The 16,840-nt window shown below is 62.4% G+C and carries 20 protein-coding genes; 17 read left to right on the forward strand and 3 right to left on the reverse strand.

What is annotated here, in order from left to right; all coding sequences use genetic code 11:
• Positions 1-215 precede the first annotated feature (215 nt).
• The 8 genes from gshB to G7016_RS10350 all read left to right on the forward strand — a co-directional run bounded on the left by gshB (position 216) and on the right by G7016_RS10350 (position 7,118).
• Positions 216-1,169 (forward strand): glutathione synthase, encoded by a 954-nt coding sequence (gshB, locus tag G7016_RS10315; RefSeq protein WP_181113676.1) that lies wholly within the window; start codon positions 216-218, stop codon positions 1,167-1,169.
• Positions 1,170-1,270: 101 nt separating this feature from the next.
• A complete protein-coding gene (locus G7016_RS10320) occupies positions 1,271-2,173 on the forward strand; it encodes an energy transducer TonB (protein ID WP_181113678.1) in 903 nt (300 codons plus the stop codon).
• Between the two features lie 49 nt (positions 2,174-2,222).
• Entirely contained in the window at positions 2,223-2,792 is a 570-nt protein-coding gene (locus G7016_RS10325; RefSeq protein ID WP_181113680.1) for a YqgE/AlgH family protein, read from the forward strand.
• Positions 2,792-3,232, forward strand: coding sequence for a Holliday junction resolvase RuvX (gene ruvX / locus G7016_RS10330; RefSeq protein ID WP_181113682.1), 441 nt, complete (start codon positions 2,792-2,794; stop codon positions 3,230-3,232). Before G7016_RS10325 ends, ruvX begins: the two co-directional genes overlap by 1 nt.
• 39 nt (positions 3,233-3,271) lie before the next feature.
• Positions 3,272-3,805 (forward strand): bifunctional pyr operon transcriptional regulator/uracil phosphoribosyltransferase PyrR, encoded by a 534-nt coding sequence (gene pyrR / locus G7016_RS10335; RefSeq protein WP_181113684.1) that lies wholly within the window; start codon positions 3,272-3,274, stop codon positions 3,803-3,805.
• Complete coding sequence (locus G7016_RS10340; protein WP_181113686.1) at positions 3,802-4,806, forward strand: aspartate carbamoyltransferase catalytic subunit; 1,005 nt, start codon at positions 3,802-3,804, stop codon at positions 4,804-4,806. Before pyrR ends, G7016_RS10340 begins: the two co-directional genes overlap by 4 nt.
• Complete coding sequence (locus G7016_RS10345) at positions 4,803-6,074, forward strand: dihydroorotase (RefSeq protein WP_181113689.1); 1,272 nt, start codon at positions 4,803-4,805, stop codon at positions 6,072-6,074. The genes G7016_RS10340 and G7016_RS10345 overlap by 4 nt, the downstream gene beginning before the upstream one ends.
• A gap of 306 nt (positions 6,075-6,380) precedes the next feature.
• A complete protein-coding gene (locus G7016_RS10350; RefSeq protein WP_181113691.1) occupies positions 6,381-7,118 on the forward strand; it encodes a lipopolysaccharide biosynthesis protein in 738 nt (245 codons plus the stop codon).
• Here the strand turns inward: G7016_RS10350 and G7016_RS10355 are convergent.
• Positions 7,043-8,026 (reverse strand): hypothetical protein, encoded by a 984-nt coding sequence (locus G7016_RS10355; protein WP_181113694.1) that lies wholly within the window; start codon positions 8,024-8,026, stop codon positions 7,043-7,045. The two genes, G7016_RS10350 and G7016_RS10355, sit on opposite strands and share 76 nt — an antisense overlap.
• Positions 8,027-8,100: 74 nt before the next feature.
• Positions 8,101-8,526, reverse strand: coding sequence for a TM2 domain-containing protein (locus tag G7016_RS10360; RefSeq protein WP_181113696.1), 426 nt, complete (start codon positions 8,524-8,526; stop codon positions 8,101-8,103).
• A 247-nt stretch (positions 8,527-8,773) separates the two neighbouring features.
• Between G7016_RS10360 and G7016_RS10365 the strand changes: the two genes are divergently transcribed.
• The gene (locus G7016_RS10365; RefSeq protein WP_181113698.1) at positions 8,774-9,412 is read left to right on the forward strand and encodes a C40 family peptidase; all 639 of its coding nucleotides are present in this window, start codon (positions 8,774-8,776) and stop codon (positions 9,410-9,412) included.
• A 29-nt stretch (positions 9,413-9,441) separates the two neighbouring features.
• Here G7016_RS10365 and G7016_RS10370 read toward each other — a convergent pair whose 3' ends face one another.
• Complete coding sequence (locus G7016_RS10370) at positions 9,442-10,476, reverse strand: type IV pilus twitching motility protein PilT (RefSeq protein ID WP_181113700.1); 1,035 nt, start codon at positions 10,474-10,476, stop codon at positions 9,442-9,444.
• 67 nt (positions 10,477-10,543) lie between these two features.
• Here G7016_RS10370 and G7016_RS10375 point away from each other — a divergent pair, with 67 nt between their 5' ends.
• The 8 genes from G7016_RS10375 to G7016_RS10410 all read left to right on the forward strand — a co-directional run bounded on the left by G7016_RS10375 (position 10,544) and on the right by G7016_RS10410 (position 16,738).
• Positions 10,544-11,242, forward strand: coding sequence for a YggS family pyridoxal phosphate-dependent enzyme (locus tag G7016_RS10375; protein WP_181113702.1), 699 nt, complete (start codon positions 10,544-10,546; stop codon positions 11,240-11,242).
• A gap of 23 nt (positions 11,243-11,265) precedes the next feature.
• Positions 11,266-12,084 carry a pyrroline-5-carboxylate reductase gene (gene proC, locus G7016_RS10380; protein ID WP_181113704.1) on the forward strand — a complete coding sequence of 273 codons (819 nt, stop codon included), beginning with the start codon at positions 11,266-11,268 and terminating at the stop codon, positions 12,082-12,084.
• 10 nt (positions 12,085-12,094) lie between these two features.
• Positions 12,095-12,685: a YggT family protein gene (locus G7016_RS10385; RefSeq protein WP_181113706.1), complete on the forward strand. Its 591-nt coding sequence runs from the start codon at positions 12,095-12,097 to the stop codon at positions 12,683-12,685.
• A gap of 111 nt (positions 12,686-12,796) precedes the next feature.
• Positions 12,797-13,936, forward strand: a complete 1,140-nt coding sequence (metX, locus tag G7016_RS10390; protein WP_181113708.1) for a homoserine O-succinyltransferase MetX — start codon at positions 12,797-12,799, stop codon at positions 13,934-13,936.
• Between the two features lie 7 nt (positions 13,937-13,943).
• Entirely contained in the window at positions 13,944-14,564 is a 621-nt protein-coding gene (metW, locus tag G7016_RS10395) for a methionine biosynthesis protein MetW (protein ID WP_181113710.1), read from the forward strand.
• 99 nt (positions 14,565-14,663) lie between these two features.
• Positions 14,664-15,260 carry an RdgB/HAM1 family non-canonical purine NTP pyrophosphatase gene (rdgB, locus tag G7016_RS10400; protein WP_181113712.1) on the forward strand — a complete coding sequence of 199 codons (597 nt, stop codon included), beginning with the start codon at positions 14,664-14,666 and terminating at the stop codon, positions 15,258-15,260.
• 5 nt (positions 15,261-15,265) lie between these two features.
• Positions 15,266-16,405 carry a radical SAM family heme chaperone HemW gene (gene hemW, locus G7016_RS10405; RefSeq protein WP_181113979.1) on the forward strand — a complete coding sequence of 380 codons (1,140 nt, stop codon included), beginning with the start codon at positions 15,266-15,268 and terminating at the stop codon, positions 16,403-16,405.
• A gap of 9 nt (positions 16,406-16,414) precedes the next feature.
• Complete coding sequence (locus G7016_RS10410; protein WP_181113715.1) at positions 16,415-16,738, forward strand: DUF3392 family protein; 324 nt, start codon at positions 16,415-16,417, stop codon at positions 16,736-16,738.
• Positions 16,739-16,840: the final 102 nt, after the last annotated feature.

Here is a 16,840-nt window from a genome sequence, read left to right on the forward strand (position 1 = left end):
CGCTCGTTCGGTTTCGTCGGCGGGTGGCCCGTGCGCCGCTGCGGTGCGTCACGCGCGGGCCTCGGAGCTTTTTAGCACAGTCTTGAGGCGGCTTCCATGCCGCGCCCTTGCAGGCGCCCTTGCAGGCGCCCTTGCAGGCGCCCTTGACCAGCACGGTTGAGCGGGCCACCCTGACGGCCATCAAAGCCTGCCATTCTGCCTGGAGACACACCACCATGCCCATTCGCGTCGGCATCGTCATGGACCCCATTTCGCGTATCAACTACAAGAAAGACACGTCGTTGGCGCTTTTGCTCGCCGCCCAGGCGCGTGGCTGGGAGCTGACCTACATGGAGCTGCCAGACCTGTACCAGGCCAACGGGCAGCCACGGGCCAAGGCGTCGAGCTTGAAAGTGTTCGCCGACCCGGAGCATTGGTACGAACTGGAAGCCCCCCAGGACATCGCGCTGCAAGACCTGGACGTGATCCTGATGCGCAAGGATCCGCCGTTCAACATCGAGTTCGTGTACGCCACTTACTTCCTGGAGCAAGCGGAGCGGGCCGGCGTGCTGGTGGTCAACAAGCCGCAAAGCCTGCGCGACTGCAACGAAAAGCTGTTCGCCACCCAGTTCCCGCAGTGCAACCCGCCAACATTGGTAAGCCGCCGCCAGGACATCATCCGCGAATTCGTGGCCGAACACGGCGACGTCATTCTCAAGCCGCTGGATGAAATGGGCGGTGCGTCCATTTTCCGCCACCGCCAGGGTGATCCCAACCTTTCGGTGATCCTCGAAACGCTGACGGTTCATGGTACCCACCAGACCATGGCGCAGAAGTACATCCCGGCCATCACCGAGGGCGACAAGCGCATCCTGATGATCGACGGCGAGCCTGTGGATTATTGCCTGGCCCGGATCCCTGCCGCAGGTGAAACCCGAGGCAACCTGGCCGCAGGCGGCCGTGGTGAGGCGCGCCCACTTTCGGACCGTGACCGCTGGATCGCCGCCCAGGTAGGGCCCAGCCTGCGGGAAAGGGGGTTGCTGTTCGTGGGCCTGGACGTCATCGGCGATTACCTGACCGAAATCAACGTGACCAGCCCTACCTGCGCCCGTGAAATCGACGCAGCCTACGGCACGGATATCGGCGGCCTGCTGATGGACGCGATAGAGCGCAAGCTGCAAAGCCGCTGATGCATCCTGCCGCCCGCCTACCAGCGGCGGCACCGAAGCGGGGCATTTGCGGTATGATGCTCCGCCATTCGACTCCCAGCGGTGTGGGCTCCATATAGCCGATGACCAGCTTTACCGACATTTCCTCAAAGCTTGCGCCCAAGGCGGCCCGCCCGGCAGACCGCCTGGGCTTCGCCTTGTTCGTCGCCGCTTTGTTGCACCTGGCGGTGATTCTCGGCGTCAGTTTCAGCCTGGAGCCCCCTGCCCAGATCAGTAAAACGCTGGAAATCACCTTGTCGACCTTCAAGAGCGACAAGGCACCCGAAAAAGCGGATTTCCTGGCCCAGGACAATCAGCAGGGCAGCGGCACGCTCGAACACAACGCGGTGCCCAAAACCACCGAGGTCGCGCCCTTCCAGAGCGAACAGATCAACAAGGTCACGCCACCACCGGCACCGCGCCCCGTACGCGAGCAGGCGCCGCAGAAAACCAAGGCCGTGGCCACCACTACCGTGCAACCACGCAAGGTCGAAGCACGCCCACAGCAGCAACCCGCGGACGAAAAACCCAAGGTCACCACGCCCGATTTCGACAGCTCGCAGCTGTCCAGCGAGATCGCCAGCCTTGAAGCAGAGCTGTCGAACGAGCAGCAGGCCTACGCCAAACGCCCTCGCATCTATCGCTTGAGTGCAGCCTCGACCATGCGTGACAAGGGCGCCTGGTACAAGGAAGACTGGCGCAAGAAGGTCGAACGGGTCGGCAACCTGAACTACCCCGAGCGGGCACGCCAGCAGCAGATCTACGGCAGCCTGCGCATGCTGGTGTCGATCAACCGCGACGGCTCGCTGTACGAAGTGCTGATACTCGAATCCTCCGGCCAGCCCCTGCTGGACGAAGCCGCACAACGTATCGTGCGCCTGGCGGCGCCATTCGCACCGTTCACCGGGGACCTTTCGGACATCGATCGGCTCGAAATCATCAGGACATGGCGGTTCGCCAAGGGCGACCGGTTGTCCAGCAACTAGTGACAGTCCATCGCTTGTAAGCACATCGAGGCAGCGCCACACTACGCCTATGAAAACCCTTGAAACCAGCTACCTCAAGCATCAGTTCCTGATCGCCATGCCGCACATGGCCGATCCGAACTTCGCCCAGACCCTCACGTACATCGTGGAGCACACTGACCGTGGCGCCATGGGGCTGGTGGTGAACCGGCCGCAGGAGCTGAACCTGGCGGATATTCTCGAACAGCTCCGGCCAGAGGCCACGCCACCGCTTTCGGCACAGCTGGTGCCCGTGTATGGCGGCGGGCCGGTGCAGATGGACCGCGGCTTCGTATTGCACACCAGTGGCCCGGTATACGACGCCACCGTGGACCTGGGCGGGATTTCCCTCTCCACGTCCCAGGACGTACTGTTCGCGATCGCCGATGGCAGCGGCCCGGCCAACAGTCTGATCACCCTGGGCTATGCCGGTTGGGAAGCCGGCCAGCTGGAAAGCGAAATGGCCGAAAACGCCTGGCTGACTTGCCCGTTCGATCCCGACATCCTGTTTTCCATGGCCAGCGAGCAGCGGCTCAGCGCAGCCGCCGCGCGCCTGGGTGTGAACCTGAGCCTGCTCACCAGCCAGGCGGGGCACGCCTGATGGCCGTGCGCCTGCTTCTGGGGTTCGACTACGGCAGCAAGCAGATCGGCCTCGCCGTGGGCCAGGTAATCACCGGCCAGGCCCGTGAGCTGTGCGTACTCAAGGCACAAAACGGCGTGCCGGACTGGCTCAAGGTGGAAGCCCTGATCAAGGAATGGAAACCCGATGCGCTGGTGGTGGGGCTGCCGCTGAACATGGATGGCAGCCCAAGCGACATGAGCGCCCGCGCGGAGCGCTTCGCCCGCCAGCTCAATGGCCGCTTCAACCTGCCGGTACACACCCATGACGAGCGCCTGACCACCTTCGAAGCGAAGGGTGAGCGCATGGCCCGAGGCCAACGCACCCACAGCTACCGAGACAACCCAGTGGACGCCATCGCTGCGCGGCTGCTGCTGGAGGGCTGGCTGGAAGCCAACGCCGCGCAACTCTCTGATTTCTGACCCCTGCCGGGCCGCTGGCCGCGGCCGATTGGAGCCTGCATGACCTTACCCAACCCCGCGGACCTCATCCGCCAGATGGCCATCGACCTGCGCACACGCCTTCAGGCCCGTGGCATCGACGCACCACGTTTCATCGGCATACGAACTGGCGGGGTCTGGGTAACCCAGGCGTTGCTTCAGGAAATGGGTATTGCCGCTGCGTTTGGCACCCTCGATGTGTCCTTTTATCGGGATGATTTCAGCCAGAACGGCCTGCATCCCCAGGTACGCCCGTCGGACCTGCCGTTCGAAATCGAAGGCCAGCACCTCATTCTCGTTGACGACGTACTGATGAGCGGCCGGACCATCAGGGCTGCTTTGAACGAGCTGTTCGATTACGGCCGGCCAGCCAGCGTAACGCTGGTCAGCCTGGTAGACCTGGACGCCGCCGAGCTGCCGATCCGCCCAGACATTGCCGGGGTGACCCTGTCGCTGGCCCTGAACGAACGGGTAAAATTGCTCGGCCCTTCCCCGCTTTCCCTGGAGCAGCAAGCTGTTGAGCCTGCCTCCGGCCTTCAAGAGTCTCCTCGATGAACCCGACCCACGCCAAGCGCCCCTTGCAACTGAACGATCAGGGCCAACTGCGGCACTTCCTGTCTCTGGACGGATTGCCCCGGGAATTGCTGACCGAGATCCTGGACACTGCCGACTCATTTCTCGAGGTAGGCGCCCGGGCGGTCAAAAAGGTCCCCTTGCTGCGCGGCAAGACCGTTTGCAACGTATTCTTCGAGAACTCCACACGCACCCGCACCACGTTCGAACTGGCGGCGCAACGGCTCTCCGCGGACGTGATTACCCTGAACGTGTCCACGTCCTCCACCAGCAAGGGCGAAACGCTGTTCGATACCCTGCGCAACCTGGAGGCGATGGCCGCCGACATGTTCGTGGTTCGCCACGCTGACTCCGGCGCAGCTCATTACATCGCCGAACACGTGTCGCCTGATGTCGCCGTGATCAACGGGGGCGATGGCCGCCATGCGCACCCTACCCAGGGCATGCTCGACATGCTCACCATTCGCCGGCACAAGGGTGGGTTCGAAAATCTCTCAGTGGCGATCGTGGGCGATATCCTCCACTCGCGGGTGGCGCGCTCCAACATGATTGCGCTGAAAACCCTGGGGTGCCCCGACATCCGCGTGATCGGCCCGAAAACGCTGCTGCCGGTCGGCGTGGAGCAGTATGGCGTGAAGGTCTATACCGACTTGGCCCAGGGGCTCAAGGACGTGGACGTAGTGATCATGTTGCGGCTGCAACGTGAGCGCATGCAAGGCGGGTTGCTGCCCAGCGAAGGCGAATTCTATCGGCTGTTCGGCTTGACCACTCAGCGCCTGGCACTGGCGCGCCCCGATGCGATCGTGATGCACCCAGGGCCCATCAACCGCGGCGTAGAGATCGAGTCAGCAGTGGCCGACGGCCCGCAGTCAGTCATTCTCAATCAGGTCACCTACGGCATCGCCGTGCGTATGGCCGTGCTGTCCATGGCCATGAGCGGCCAGGCAGCCCAACGGCAGTTCGAGCAGGAGAACGTGCAGTGAGTTTAAGCATTATCGGCGCCCGGCTCATCGACCCGGCGTCGGGCCTGGATCAGCTGTCCGACCTCCATATGGAAAACGGCAAGGTAGTGGCCATTGGCGCAGCCCCTGTCGGCTTTGCGCCAGCGCGGCAGATCGCCGCTCAAGGGCTGATAGCCGCGCCGGGGCTGGTAGACCTCAACGTGGCCCTGCGCGAGCCCGGCTATAGCCGCAAGGGCAGCATCGCCAGCGAAACCCGGGCTGCGGCCGCAGGTGGCGTGACCTCGTTGTGCTGCCCTCCGCTGACCCGCCCAGTGCTGGACACCTCCGCCGTGGCCGAGCTGATCCTGGACCGCGCCCGCGATGCCGGCCACTGCAAGGTGTACCCCATCGGGGCGCTGAGCAAAGGCCTGGAAGGCGAGCAACTGGCCGAGCTGGTTGCGCTGCGAGATGTAGGCTGCGTCGCCTTCGGCAACGGCTTGAACAGCTTCAGCAACACGCGCACGCTGTGCCGGGCGCTGGAATACGCCGCTACGTTCGACCTGACCGTCGTCTTCCACTCTCAGGATCGGGACCTGGCGGCCGGTGGCCTGGCGCACGAAGGCCCCACGGCAAGCTTTCTGGGCTTGTCGGGGATACCGGAAACGGCCGAAACCGTCGCGCTGGCGCGAGACTTGTTGCTTGTGGAGCAAAGCGGCGTACGGGCTCACTTCAGCCAGTTGACCACGGCCCGTGGCGCCGAAATGATCGCCCAGGCTCAGGCACGTGGCTTGCCGGTTACTGCGGACGTAGCGCTGTACCAGCTGATCCTCACCGATGAAGCGTTGACCGGCTTCTCCAGCCTGTACCACGTGCAACCGCCATTACGCACCCGGGCAGACCGCGACGCGCTGCGCGAAGCGGTGAAAGCCGGTGTCATACAGGCAATCTCCAGCCATCATCAACCCCATGAACGCGACGCCAAGCAGGCGCCGTTCGGAGCGACCGAGCCAGGTATCAGCAGCGTGGAGCTACTGCTGCCGCTTGGGCTGACACTGGTAGAAGAAGGGGTACTGGACCTGCCCACATTACTGGCCCGCCTCACCTCAGGCCCGGCCCAGGCGCTGCGCCTGCCTGCCGGGGAGCTTAAAGTGGGGGGCCCGGCAGACCTGGTACTGTTCGACCCCACCGCCAGCACCCTGGCTGGCGAGCGCTGGCATTCGCGTGGGGAAAACAGCCCCTTCCTCGGGCACTGCCTGCCGGGCAACGTGCGTTACACACTCGCCGACGGTCACCTGACTCACGAGGCGTAAGGCCCTGCACGCAAGGGGTACGGCCGTGACCGTACCCGCTTGCGCACAAGGCAGACACATTCAGTTTATACTTTTGGTTTTCAATGGAAGGGCAGGCTCCGGTAGCGTGACTCACTACGCCTTCCTTCCTCAATCAGGCACGCATGCGGGTTAGTTTATCGACGCAGTGTGCCCTGATCTTGTATCGGTGTGCCGTTTCTCATGTTGCAGCCAGTTCTCTCCAGCCGCTGTTTTTCAGCGTGCAGAAATACCATGCGTGGGTCGGTGATTGTCCTCGCTTCCGGCCCCTCAACCCAGGATTTCCCGGTGCAGGAGTTTTCGACCGTTCCGATCATTACAATGAACGGTGCGATTTCCCACCTCCTCGACACTGCTATCAGGCCGCTGTTCTACGTATGTACCGACCGCGGTTTCCCGCGCGAACAACCGGAGCTGTATCAGGCCGCCCTGGCGCGAGCGGAAAACCTTGCCCTGTGGCCAGACGAAATCGCCCGGCTGACGCCCGAACAGAAAGCAGTTGCCTACCCTTTACGTAAAGCACCCACTACCGGATTCAAGCACCTGCTAGGCCACGACCGTGATCGCGCGACACGTTCGCGCAACATATTGAGCAAGCGGTCACGCAGTATTGGTTTCAGCAAGGATATGAGCTACGGGTTTTTCGACGCGCGCACGGTGGCCTACGTCTGTCTGCAACTGGCTTATCACCTGGGTTTCGACAAGGTATTCATGGTTGGCGTAGACCTCAATGGCTCGGCGCAACGGTTCTATGACGACCGCATAGGCAAGCGATCGCCCTGCGGGCTTAATGATTACTTCGATGTACGCATCCTGCCCAGCTTCCGCGTGCTCAAGCGTGCCTTCGATGGCACGGGCAGGCAGGTGCTGAACCTGTCTACACACAGCCGGTTACCCACCTCGGTGGTTGAGCGGGCAGATCTGCAAACGCTGCGAAAGAGCTTGGCGCATCAGCATGTGGCTGGGTTGGACCCTGCCGCCCGAGCATCGGCCAGCAACTGCTCGAGCATGAAGTCCGGGGAGTAGCGATAGAGCACGTTGTCAGGCAAGGCCACCAGCGGCGCCCGCAGGAACGCCCGCAGCTGTTGCGGATCGGCATTGCCATCGTCACTCAGCACGTAGACGTTGCTCGGATGGTAGAGCGGGAGGTTTTTCACTGCACCGTTATTGGTGATCAGCTTCTTACCGAAATAAGCAGCCTCCAAGGTGCGCAAGGTTACTCCGGCCTGGCCTGGCTGGTTGATCTCAACCAGCACGTCGGCTTGCTGCGCATGGGCAAGGTTCTGTTCATAGTCCATCACATCGGCCACGTGGTAAGGCGTGACCGTATTCGTGGTTTCGTCTCGCACTATGTAGAAATCCGGCTCGCAGCCACTGGCCCGCAGGCTCTGCGCGAGCGCTTCGAGCATGGCTGCTCGTCCTTTATCGCGGCCCAGGAAAAAGCACTTCATGACGTGGCCCGTTACGGTCGACCTTGCCACGTCGCGCCCGGTTTCGGTAAAGCCAAGCGGAAAGAACTGGTTGAGGGGGCGCATTCCAAGCGCTTCGCATTGCTGCTGATCGAAACTGTAGATGGCGTCAAACAGCGGGCGAACCTCGCTCAGAAACGCGGCGTCCACCAGATCTCGAACCAGCAGCACCTTGCGGCCTGGAAACGCCCGAACGATGGCCGGGTTCACATTGCGACGGACCTGCCCCTCGTTGCACACAAGCAGATCAGCCGGGCCTGTATTGCGCAGCCGGCAAACCACCCGCCCCAGCCAGCCATCACTCACTCGAACGCCTCCCAGGCGCTTGTTCAGCGACTGGATCTTGCGCTGAACGCGCTGGGCCAGCCTGGGAGGGGCCAATACTTCCACAGGCTGGGAGGTGGCCAAATACGCGATGAAGCGCCGCTCGTATTGCGCCGTCCAGCCAAGAAAATATGCCTTCAACCTGTACCCTGCCCTGTGTGCGCTCGGACTGCCCGGGCGAGCCGCAGATTATCGCAGCCGGCCTGACACACGCGCTAGCCGCGATACGCCTCGCGGTTCTTCAAGGAGATCTGCTCGTTGAGCGTCCAGAAGTCGTAAAGGATCCCCACCACGAACAGCCCCCCGGTAAAGAAGTACAGCACCGCGGTGATCCATTTGCGCTGGTAAAGGCGGTGTACCCCGAACAGCCCCAGAAAGGTCAACAGCAACCAGGCGATGTTGTAGTCCAGCGGGCCGCTATGAAAGCGCAGGTCCGCCTGGCGATCCATGGCCGGGATCAGGAACAGGTCGATCAACCAGCCGATGCCTAGCAAGCCGAGCGTGAGCAGCCAGATCGTGCCGGTCACCGGCTTGCCGTAGTAAAAGCGGTGAGCCCCTGTGAAGCCAAAAATCCACAAGGCATAGCCGAACACAATGCTGTGCGTGTCTTGAAGCTTGGGCTCGGGTCGATAGGTATTCATAGAGGCTGACTTCGCTCTCGATTATTAAAATTTGTGGAAGAAAGTGTGACTTTCCGACGGCTACCCGACAAGCGGTAACCCAGTATAAAGCGAGAGCGAAACCGGCTAAACCGGGGGCTGGGTGGATGTCATAGACATAAAACCCTGTTGAGGGTTCGCCGTGGCGCGGTCCCGGATCGACCAGCGGGTCAAAAACGGGCAAAAAAGCTGTTATAAAGTTGCGCGCCACATCATCGAGCCCTGCCTAATGCACCTACTAATCAAGACATGGCTGACAGTTTGCCTTTTATGTCCCCTGGCCGCTTACGCCTCCAACCGTGAGCAACCGCTGCCTTCGAGTTTTTCGGGTTACACCGCTCAGGCTGGCGAAGCCGAATCCGCGCCCCGCGCCCCCCGCCATGCTCCGCGCAAGGCTGGTATCCATTCCGCTCAGGTAGCGGCTGCCCAGATGTCCGCCCGGCAGAACAGCCAGAGCAATGCCGTGCTCAGCCGCGCGGTTCAGGTATTGGGTACCCCGTACAAATGGGGAGGCAGCAGCCCAAGCAAGGGCTTCGACTGCAGCGGGCTGGTGAAATACGCCTTCAATGACGTAAAAGCCATTGACCTGCCCAGAACTTCCAACGCCATGGCCGACGGCCATGGGGTGAAGGTTGCCCGGGAAGACCTCAAGCCCGGCGACCTGCTGTTTTTCAACATCAAGGGCCGCCAGGTGAACCACGTCGCGATCTACCTGGGCGACGACAAGTTCATCCATGCCCCGCGCCGTGGCAAGGCGGTGTCTATCGACACCTTGAACAAGCCGTACTGGAAAGCTCATTACGTAGTGGCCAAGCGGGTGTTGCCGAAGCAGCCCGCCGCTACCACCTTACGTATCACCCAGCGCTGAATACGTGCCCTCCTGACGGAGGGCACGGTTTACAGGCTTTCAGGGTTCTTGGCTTTTTCCCGAGCCGCGTCCTTGGCAATCAGGCCCTTGGACAACAGGTCCTTGAGGCAGGCGTCCAGCGTCTGCATGCCAAGCGATCCGCCCGTCTGGATGGCCGAATACATCTGGGCGACCTTGTCCTCCCGGATGAGGTTACGGATGGCAGGCGTGCCGATCATGATCTCGTGGGCCGCCACTCGCCCCCCGCCGATCTTGCGCAGCAGGGTTTGAGAGATCACCGCCTGCAATGATTCGGACAACATCGAGCGCACCATAGACTTCTCTTCGGCCGGGAACACATCCACCACGCGGTCGATGGTCTTGGCGGCCGAGGTGGTGTGCAGGGTGCCGAACACCAGGTGGCCGGTTTCCGCTGCCGTCAACGCCAGCCGAATGGTTTCCAGGTCCCGCATCTCCCCTACCAGGATCACGTCCGGGTCTTCCCGCAGTGCCGAGCGCAGCGCATGGGAGAAGCCGAGCGTATCGCGATGCACCTCACGCTGGTTCACCAGGCACTTCTTCGATTCATGAACGAACTCGATCGGGTCTTCGATCGTAAGAATATGGTGATGCTTGTTGTTGTTCAGGTAGTCGATCATTGCCGCCAATGTAGTGGACTTGCCCGAGCCCGTAGGCCCGGTTACCAGCACCAGACCCCGCGGCACATCGGTAATGCGCCGAAACACATCACCCATGCCCAGGTCGTCCATGCTCAGTACTTTCGAGGGGATGGTCCGAAACACCGCGCCGGCGCCACGGTTCTGGTTGAACGCGTTCACCCGAAAGCGCGCAACCCCCGGCACTTCGAAAGAGAAGTCCGTTTCCAGGAACTCTTCGAAATCCTGGCGCTGCTTGTCATTCATGATGTCGTAGATCAAGGCCTGCACGGCCTTATGGTCCAGCGGCGGCAGGTTGATGCGGCGAACGTCGCCATCCACGCGAATCATGGGCGGCAGCCCGGCGGAAAGGTGTAAATCCGAGGCACCTTGCTTCGCGCTGAAGGCCAACAACTCAGTAATGTCCATGAGACTCCCCAAATACAGACAAGCAGGTAGAATGCCGCAGACCCCTAAAGCCGCTGGCGCCAAGTTAATGTCCACCATAGCAGACAACCTTTCCTCGGTGATCGCGCGAATCGGTGCCGCCACTCAGGCCGCGGGGAGGGCGCCTGGCAGCGTGAACCTGCTGGCGGTGAGCAAGACCAAGCCCGCCCAGGCCGTGCGCGAAGCTCATGCCGCAGGGCAGCGGCATTTCGGCGAAAACTACCTTCAGGAGGCGCTGGCCAAGCAAGCCGAACTGGCGGACCTGGACCTTACCTGGCATTTCATCGGGCCTATCCAGTCCAACAAGACCAAGGCCATTGCCGAGCACTTTGACTGGGTGCATTCGGTAGACCGGTTGAAAGTTGCCCAACGCCTGGCCGAACAGCGGCCTGCCCATCTTCCGCCCCTTAACGTGTGCCTGCAGGTGAACATAAGCGGGGAGGCCAGCAAGGCCGGATGTGAACCCGCCGAGCTTGCCGCCCTGGCCGCCGCGGTTGCCGCCCTCCCTGGCTTGCGCCTGCGCGGTTTGATGGCCATTCCCGAGCCCGGCATGAGCATTGACGAGCAGAACGCTACCTTCGCACGCGTGCGCACCTTGCGTGACAGCCTCGATGGCACGCTGGATAGCCTGTCCATGGGCATGAGCGATGACCTCGAGGCCGCGATCAGCCAAGGCGCGACCTGGGTTCGCATTGGTACCGCACTGTTCGGCGCCCGCGACTACAGCAAGCCTGAACCCACCGCCTGATTATCCGATCACAGGAATTTTTCATGAGCACACCACGTATCGCCTTCATCGGCGCCGGCAACATGGCAGCGAGCTTGATCGGTGGCCTGCGCGCCGAGGGCGTCGAGGCCAGCCGGCTCTCGGCCAGCGATCCAGGCCAGGACACCCGCGAACGCATCGCCGCAGCCTATGGCATCGCCACGTTCGAAGACAACGCCGCGGCAGCGAACAATGCCGACATCGTGGTACTCGCCGTCAAACCCCAGGCCATGAAGGCCGTGTGCGAGGCATTGCGCCCTGCATTGCGCCCGGGCCAACTGGTTGTGTCGATTGCCGCGGGCATTACCTGCGCCAGCCTGCACACCTGGCTTGGTGAGTGCCCCATCGTGCGCTGCATGCCCAACACCCCGGCGCTGGTACGCGAAGGGGCCAGCGGCCTGTATGCAACGGCTCAGGTCAGCGAAGAACAAAAGCGTGACGCGCAGCAGCTGCTCGGCGCCGTGGGCCTGGCACTGTGGCTGGAAAGCGAACAGCAACTGGACGCCGTAACGGCGGTATCCGGCAGCGGCCCAGCGTATTTCTTCCTCTTGATCGAAGCCATGACCCAGGCCGGCGAAGCCCTTGGCCTGCCCCGCGAAACCGCCGCCAGGCTCACGCTGCAAACAGCCGTTGGTGCTGCGCGCATGGCCGCCGACAGCGATGTGGATGCCGCTGAGCTGCGCCGTCGGGTAACCTCTCCGGCAGGCACCACCGAAGCGGCGATCAAGGCCTTCCAGGCCGGCGGCTTCGAGGCATTGGTGGAACAGGCTCTGGGTGCGGCAGCCCATCGCTCGAAAGAACTGGCAGAACAACTCGCCCACTAAGGAGCGTTAGATGATTGGATTGAACACTGCACTGATTTACGTGCTGCAAACCCTGGGCAGCCTTTACCTGCTGATCGTTCTGCTGCGCTTCGTGCTGCAACTGGTACGGGCGGATTTCTACAACCCACTTAGCCAGTTCGCCGTGCGCGCCACGCAGCCACTGCTGCGTCCACTACGCCGGATCGTGCCCAGCCTGTTCGGGCTGGACATGTCGTCGCTGCTGCTGGCAATCATCATCCAGATGGCGATCATGGCCCTTACCCTGCTGCTGGCCTATGGCACCACGGGCAACCCATTGCAGCTGCTGATCTGGTCCATCATCGGCGTGACGGCGTTGTTCCTGAATATCTTCTTCTTCGCCATGATCATCAGCGTGATCCTGTCGTGGGTGGCCCCGGCCAGCCATAACCCAGGCGCGGAACTGGTCAATCAGATCTGCGAACCGGTGCTGGCACCCTTCCGCCGCATGCTGCCTAACCTCGGCGGTCTGGATATTTCTCCTATCCTTGCGTTCATGGTGCTCAAGCTGCTGGACATGCTGGTGATCAACAACCTGGCCGCCATGACCGGCATGCCACAGATCCTTCGCACGCTGATCTAAGCATCGTCCCCCTTCGCCGCGGTGCGCTCGGGCAAGCGCCGCGGCGAAGGCGCTTGCCCCCTCTGCCCCCCCTCCTTATCCTTACGCCTCATTTGAGTGAGAGCAGGGTCGATGTCCACAGTCTTCCCCGAAGATTCCGTCGGTTTGGTCACACCGCAGCTAGCGACATTCAGCGAGCCACTGCCGTTGGCATGTGGGCGCTCGCTGGCGGCCTACGAGCTGATTTACGAAACCTACGGCCAGCTCAACAGCGACGCCAGTAACGCCGTACTGATCTGCCACGCCCTTTCCGGGCATCACCACGCTGCGGGCTACCATAGCGAAGCGGACCGAAAACCCGGCTGGTGGGACAGCGCCATCGGCCCTGGCAAGCCCATTGATACCCGCCGCTTCTTTGTAGTGGCCCTGAACAATCTCGGTGGCTGCAACGGCTCTACCGGCCCGGGCAGCATCGATCCCGCTACCGGCAAGCCGTTCGGCGCCAACTTCCCGGTGCTTACCGTGGAAGACTGGGTAAACAGCCAGGCGCGCCTCGCCGACCTGCTGGGCATCCGCCAATGGGCCGCCGTGGTGGGCGGCAGCCTGGGTGGCATGCAGGCGTTGCAATGGTCGATCAGCTACCCGGAGCGGCTGCGTCACTGTGTGGCCATTGCCTCGGCGCCTAAACTCTCTGCCCAGAACATCGCGTTCAACGAAGTGGCCCGGCAGGCGATTTTGTCCGACCCCGAATTCCACGGTGGTGACTTCCAGGCCGAAGGCGTTATCCCCAAGCGCGGGCTGATGCTGGCGCGCATGGTAGGCCATATCACCTACCTGTCGGATGATTCCATGGGTGAGAAATTCGGCCGCGAGCTCAAGCACGACCAACTGGCCTACGATTTCCACAGCGTTGCCTTCCAGGTGGAAAGCTACCTGCGCTATCAGGGCGAGGAATTCTCGGGGCGTTTCGACGCCAACACCTACCTGCTGATGACCAAGGCACTGGACTACTTCGACCCTGCCGCTGCGCACGGCGATGACCTGGCCAAAACCCTGGCCAACGCCCGCGCCGACTTCTGCATCATGTCGTTCACCACGGACTGGCGATTCTCGCCGGCACGCTCGCGTGAGATCGTCGATGCCCTGATGGCGGCGCGCAAGAACGTGTCCTACCTCGAAATCGACGCGCCTCAGGGCCACGATGCGTTCCTGATTCCTATCCCGCGCTACCTGCAGGCGTTTTCCAGCTACATGAACCGTATTGTGATTTGAGGTGCCCATGAGAGCCGATCTGGAAATTATCCAGGAATGGATACCGGCCGGCAGCCGGGTACTCGACCTGGGCTGCGGCAACGGCGAGTTGCTCGCATGGTTGCGCGACCACAAGGGTGTGACCGGCTACGGCCTGGAAATCGACCCAAGCAACATCAATGAATGCGTGCGCAAGGGCGTGAACGTTGTCGAGCAGAACGTGGACAAGGGGCTGGGCAATTTCGCCAGCAACAGCTTCGATGTGGTGGTGATGACGCAAGCCTTGCAGGCGGTGGAATACCCCGACCGTATCCTCGAAGAGATGCTGCGGGTTGGCCGGCAATGCATCATCACGTTCCCTAACTTCGGCCACTGGCGGTGCCGGTGGTACCTGGCCACCAAAGGCCGCATGCCGGTGTCGGAGTTCCTGCCCTACACGTGGTACAACACCCCGAACATCCACTTCTGCACCTTCGAAGACTTCGAGAACCTGTGCCGCGAGCGCGATGCCCAGGTGCTCGACCGCCTGGCCGTGGACCGCCTGCACCGTCACGGCTGGGCCAGCCGCCTGTGGCCCAACTTGCTGGGCGAGATCGGTATCTATCGTGTCAGCAGCCCTCAGCTGCGCCCGGAACACGTGGCCGTGTAACCGCCCGGCCGATGCGCTTGCCGCCACGGCCACCCCGGGGCATGCTCCCGCTATTTCCGGCGCTTCGGCGCCGGCCGCTTATCAAGCAGCTATCTATTTATGATGAACATCACTCAGTTGGTACTTGCCAGCCACAACGCCGGCAAACTCAAAGAACTTCAGGCCATGTTGGGCAGCAGCGTTCAGCTGCGCTCGGTGGGCGAATTCAGCCAGGTCGAGCCGGAAGAAACCGGGCTGTCTTTCGTTGAGAATGCCATTCTCAAGGCTCGCAATGCGTCGCGCCTGTCCGGGTTACCGGCCCTGGCGGACGACTCCGGGCTGGCGGTGGATTACCTGGGCGGCGCGCCGGGCATTTATTCAGCGCGGTATGCCGATGGCCAAGGCGATGCGGCGAACAACGCCAAGTTGCTGTCTGCCCTTGAAGGGGTACCTGATGCGGAGCGTGGCGCGCAGTTCGTGTGCGTGCTGGCCCTGGTGCGTCATGCCGATGACCCACTGCCTATCCTTTGCGAAGGCCTGTGGCAGGGGCGCATTCTGCCTGCCGCCAGCGGTGCCAACGGCTTCGGTTACGACCCTCTGTTCTGGGTACCGGAGCGCGACTGCTCCAGCGCCGAACTTTCGCCTGAAGACAAAAACCAGATCAGCCACCGCGCCCGGGCGATGGCCCTGCTTCGCCAGCGCCTGGGCCTTGCGTGAAACCCATGATCGAGCTGCCACCGCTGGCGTTGTATATCCACATCCCGTGGTGCGTACGCAAATGCCCCTACTGCGATTTCAACTCGCACGCAGCCGGGCCAGAGCTGCCCGAGGACGCCTACGTCAGCGCACTGCTGGACGACTTCGACCGCGACCTGCCCGCTGCGCTGGGGCGCCCCCTGACTTCCATCTTCTTCGGTGGCGGCACGCCCAGCCTGTTCAGTGCGGCGGCGCTCGGGCGATTGCTGGAAGGCTTGCGCGCCCGGATCCCGATGGCGCCGGACGTGGAAATCACCCTGGAGGCGAACCCCGGCACGTTCGAGCAGGATAAATTCGTTGCCTACCGCAAGCTGGGCATCAATCGCCTGTCGATCGGCATCCAAAGCTTCCAGGCCGACAAGCTCGAGGCGCTGGGCCGTATACATAGCGGAGATGAGGCACTGCGGGCCGCCGAGATGGCGCGCCGGGCCGGCTTTGATAACTTCAACCTGGACCTGATGCACGGCTTGCCCGGCCAAAGCCAGGAGGAAGCATTGGACGATTTGCGCCAAGCCATCGCTTTGGCGCCCACGCACCTGTCCTGGTATCAGCTCACGCTCGAACCCAACACGGTGTTCTGGAATCAGCCGCCACAGCTGCCCGAAGACGACATTCTTTGGGACATCCAGGAGGCCGGCCAGGCGTTGCTGGCCAGCGCAGGCTTTGCCCAGTACGAAGTCTCGGCCTACGCCCGCCCCGGGCGCCCCGCACGGCACAACCTCAATTACTGGAGCTTCGGTGACTTCATCGGCATCGGCGCTGGCGCCCATGGCAAGCTCACCGGCGCGGACGGCAGTGTGCGACGCACCTGGAAAACCCGGTTGCCCAAGGACTACCTGAACCTTGCCAAGCCGTACCTGGCGGGCGAAAAGGTTTTGGCACCCGAAGAGTTGCCGTTCGAATTTCTGATGAATGCCCTGCGGTTGACCGAGGGCGTACCTGCGGCGCTCTTTCCCGAGCGCACCGGGTTGCCGCTGGCTGCGCTGGAAGAAGGCCGCCGGGCCGCCGAACAAAAAGGCCTGTTACGCGTCGAACCGGAGCGGCTGGCGGCGACGGAACGGGGCCAGCTGTTCCTGAATGATCTTCTGCAACTGTTTTTGACCTGAGGACCCCGGATGGACATGCTTCTGGATCTGCTTTCAACGATGTCACGCTGGTGCCGAGGTAACCTCTCGGAAATCGCCCTGGCCCTGGTCGGCTGCGTGCTCGTGCTGTTCGGCGCCCAGGTCAAAGCCTGGGGCGAACAGAAAGTCGGCAGCATGGGCGGAATATTGCGCATACCGGCCATGGCATTGGCCTGCATGGTAGGCAGCGGCGCGGCGCTCATCTATGCCACGCCGTGGGTGCTCAAGGGGCTGCAGCAGTTCAACAACTACAGCCTGGCACCCGTGCTGCTTGTGGTGCTGGTGTTGATTGGCGTGGTAGCTGACAAAAAGTAGCAGCAGGGGGATTAACTGTGGGGCCAAGCCCGTTCGGGGTCTTCGACCCCTCCTACAATCCCCGTGGGCCCTGGCGATAGCCAGGGAATGGCTGGGCCAGGT

The organism is Pseudomonas japonica, assembly GCF_013522925.1.
Taxonomy (GTDB): domain Bacteria; phylum Pseudomonadota; class Gammaproteobacteria; order Pseudomonadales; family Pseudomonadaceae; genus Aquipseudomonas; species Aquipseudomonas japonica_A.

Bases quoted from the DNA above. Each gene is read 5' to 3' on its own strand.
- hemW (WP_181113979.1), top strand. From the start codon at position 15,266: ATGATCGAGCTGCCACCGCTGGCGTTGTATATCCACATCCCGTGGTGC.
- gshB (WP_181113676.1), top strand. From the start codon at position 216: ATGCCCATTCGCGTCGGCATCGTCATGGACCCCATTTCGCGTATCAAC.
- G7016_RS10410 (WP_181113715.1), top strand. From the start codon at position 16,415: ATGGACATGCTTCTGGATCTGCTTTCAACGATGTCACGCTGGTGCCGA.
- G7016_RS10360 (WP_181113696.1), bottom strand. From the start codon at position 8,526: ATGAATACCTATCGACCCGAGCCCAAGCTTCAAGACACGCACAGCATT.
- pyrR (WP_181113684.1), top strand. From the start codon at position 3,272: ATGACCTTACCCAACCCCGCGGACCTCATCCGCCAGATGGCCATCGAC.
- G7016_RS10325 (WP_181113680.1), top strand. From the start codon at position 2,223: ATGAAAACCCTTGAAACCAGCTACCTCAAGCATCAGTTCCTGATCGCC.
- metX (WP_181113708.1), top strand. From the start codon at position 12,797: ATGTCCACAGTCTTCCCCGAAGATTCCGTCGGTTTGGTCACACCGCAG.
- G7016_RS10320 (WP_181113678.1), top strand. From the start codon at position 1,271: ATGACCAGCTTTACCGACATTTCCTCAAAGCTTGCGCCCAAGGCGGCC.
- rdgB (WP_181113712.1), top strand. From the start codon at position 14,664: ATGATGAACATCACTCAGTTGGTACTTGCCAGCCACAACGCCGGCAAA.
- G7016_RS10370 (WP_181113700.1), bottom strand. From the start codon at position 10,476: ATGGACATTACTGAGTTGTTGGCCTTCAGCGCGAAGCAAGGTGCCTCG.
- ruvX (WP_181113682.1), top strand. From the start codon at position 2,792: ATGGCCGTGCGCCTGCTTCTGGGGTTCGACTACGGCAGCAAGCAGATC.
- G7016_RS10365 (WP_181113698.1), top strand. From the start codon at position 8,774: ATGCACCTACTAATCAAGACATGGCTGACAGTTTGCCTTTTATGTCCC.
- metW (WP_181113710.1), top strand. From the start codon at position 13,944: ATGAGAGCCGATCTGGAAATTATCCAGGAATGGATACCGGCCGGCAGC.
- G7016_RS10340 (WP_181113686.1), top strand. From the start codon at position 3,802: ATGAACCCGACCCACGCCAAGCGCCCCTTGCAACTGAACGATCAGGGC.
- G7016_RS10385 (WP_181113706.1), top strand. From the start codon at position 12,095: ATGATTGGATTGAACACTGCACTGATTTACGTGCTGCAAACCCTGGGC.
- G7016_RS10375 (WP_181113702.1), top strand. From the start codon at position 10,544: ATGTCCACCATAGCAGACAACCTTTCCTCGGTGATCGCGCGAATCGGT.
- proC (WP_181113704.1), top strand. From the start codon at position 11,266: ATGAGCACACCACGTATCGCCTTCATCGGCGCCGGCAACATGGCAGCG.